General features: G+C 67.8%; 2 protein-coding genes and 1 pseudogene. All 3 read left to right on the forward strand.

The genetic code is table 11. The features are described 5' to 3' along the window. Positions 1-153: 153 nt before the first annotated feature. The 3 genes and pseudogenes from ABZ826_RS39155 to istB all read left to right on the forward strand — a co-directional run bounded on the left by ABZ826_RS39155 (position 154) and on the right by istB (position 2,139). Positions 154-390, forward strand: a complete 237-nt coding sequence (locus tag ABZ826_RS39155) for a hypothetical protein (RefSeq protein WP_361459349.1) — start codon at positions 154-156, stop codon at positions 388-390. A 515-nt stretch (positions 391-905) separates the two neighbouring features. After that, a complete protein-coding gene (locus tag ABZ826_RS39160) occupies positions 906-1,331 on the forward strand; it encodes a hypothetical protein (RefSeq protein WP_361459351.1) in 426 nt (141 codons plus the stop codon). After that, positions 1,328-2,139, forward strand: a pseudogene (gene istB / locus ABZ826_RS39165) (IS21-like element helper ATPase IstB). The gene ABZ826_RS39160 and the pseudogene istB overlap by 4 nt, the downstream one beginning before the upstream one ends. The last annotated feature ends 138 nt before the right edge of the window (positions 2,140-2,277 follow it).

The raw sequence follows: 2,277 nt of genomic DNA on the forward strand, positions 1-2,277 counted from the left end.
CGTGCTAACGATCACTCCACCTGCCAGCGTGAGGACCTCACCGACGCATCACACCAGCCCCGCTGAACTGCGGAAACGAGCTTGGCGGAGCCTCACTGGGCTCTGACGAGACGTGAACACAACCCATCGGCTCAGTACGGGAAGGAAGAAGTCGTGTTTGACCACGTCATCGGGCTGAGCCCCGAGGAGGCCGCACACTGGGCCGCGCTGGTCGAGCAGTCCCGACCAGTCCTTGAGAGCGACAGAATGGAGGCTGTCCAGACCCTCCTGGCCGAGCGCGGCATGAGCATCATCCAGGCGATCGCAATCACCCGGGCCCTACTGGGGAACGCGGAGACACCGCTTCGAGTCGCCATCGACATCGTGGCCACGAGCAAGGCTCGGCAATAAGTTCAGAGAATACGGCTTCGACGCGTTCTACTGCATCCCGGGCCAGGAAGGCGCCCACGAGAAGGGCGGGGTCGAGCAGGAGGGCGGCCGGTTCCGGCGCACGCATCTGGTCCCCGTTCCCGACGTCGCCTCGCTGGAGGCCCTCAATGAACGGCTGAGGGAGATCGACGCGGAGGAGGACGAGCGGATGCTGTCCGGGCGGCTGACCAGCACCGGGTTCAATTTCGTCTCCGAGACCGATCTTCTGCTGCCGTTGCCGTTCGAGGAGCTCGAGTGCGGCATCACGCTGACGCCGAAGGTCGACCGCAGCAGCCGGATCACGGTCCGTCAGTGCCACTACTCGGTCCCGGCCCGCTTCATCGGCCAGAACGTGCGGGTCCTGCTGCGGGGCAACGATCTGCTGGTGTTCGAGAAGCGGGAGATCGCCGCCCGTCATCCCCGGCTGACCAGGCGCGGGGGAGTTCCGCGACGAGCTGGATCACTACCTGGAGATCCTGCTGGCCAAGCCGGGGGCCATGGCCGGGTCGACCGCGCTGGTCACCGCGCGGGAGAACGGCTCCTTCACCGCAGTGCACGAGGCGTTCTGGGCGGCGGCCCGATCGGCGCGCGGCGACGCGGCCGGCACCAGGGCACTGATCGAGGTTCTGCTGCTGCACCGGCGCATGCCCGCGGCTGCCGTCCAGCAGGGCATGGCCGCCGCGATCCGGGCAGGCGCCACTACCGCGGACGTGGTCGCCGTCGAAGCCCGCAAGGCGGCCGCTCTGGTTCCCGAACCGGCCGAGGACAGCGGCGAGGAGACCGATCCGCCGCCCTGGGCGGAGCCCAGCGGGGTGGTCTCCCTGACCGCCCGCAGGGCCCAGCTGCCCGAGGACAAGCGACCGTTGCCGACGGTCTCGCACTACGACCAGCTGCTGAAATGCCAACCGAAGGGGACCGCATGACCACGACCGAGACCGCCACCCAGATTCCTTCGCCCCGCCGCGACACCGGGCCGGAGGAGGCGGTCGACACGGCGATCAATGAGGCTTGCCGCACGCTCCACCTGCCCACGATCCGCAGCCGGGTCCAGGACATGGCCTCCGAGGCGATGCGCCAGCGCTCCAGCTACAAGGACTTCCTGGCCGACCTGCTGGAGGCCGAGTGCGCCGAGCGCGAGGAGAGGCGCAAGCTGCGGCTGGTCAGGGAAGCGAACTTCCCCCGGCCCAAGCCGCTGGAGGACTTCGACTTCGAGGAGAACCCGAACGTCACCCCCGAGCTCGTCGGCACCTTGTCGGACCCGGCCTGGGTCAGGGCGGGACAGCCGCTCTGCCTGATCGGTGACTCCGGCACTGGCAAGTCCCATCTGCTGATCGGGATCGGCACCGCCATGGCCGAGGCCGGGCTGAAGGTCCGCTACACGACCACGGTCAACCTGGTCAACGAGCTGGCCGAGGCCGCCGACGAGAAGAGCTCTCGCGCACCATCGCCCGCTACGGGCGCGTTGACCTGCTCTGCCTGGACGAGTTCGGCTATCTCGACCTGGACAAGGCCGGGGCGAAGCTGCTGTTCCAGATCTTCACCGAGCGAGAGGAGCGACGCGCTATCGCGATCGCGTCGAACGCACCGTTCTCCGAGTGGAAGCAGACCTTCAGCGACCCCAGGCTCTGCACCGCGATCGTCGATCGTGTCACGTTCAACGCGCACATCGTCGAGACCGGCACCGAGTCCTACCGGTTCACCCAGACCCAGCGCAGGCGGCACCGCAGCTGACCCTTGCCTCGACCCTCGGCAAGGCTGTGTCCACAGTCTCCGTCTGAGAGCCTGTCGGGTGGCCGGTTGATTACGCTGCGATGTAGTCCTCGACGGTGTTGGCTCGTGCGGTCTTGCGGTGGGATTCATGGCTCCACC

It is taken from the genome of Streptomyces sp. NPDC047515, from assembly GCF_040643055.1.
GTDB lineage: Bacteria > Actinomycetota > Actinomycetes > Streptomycetales > Streptomycetaceae > Streptomyces.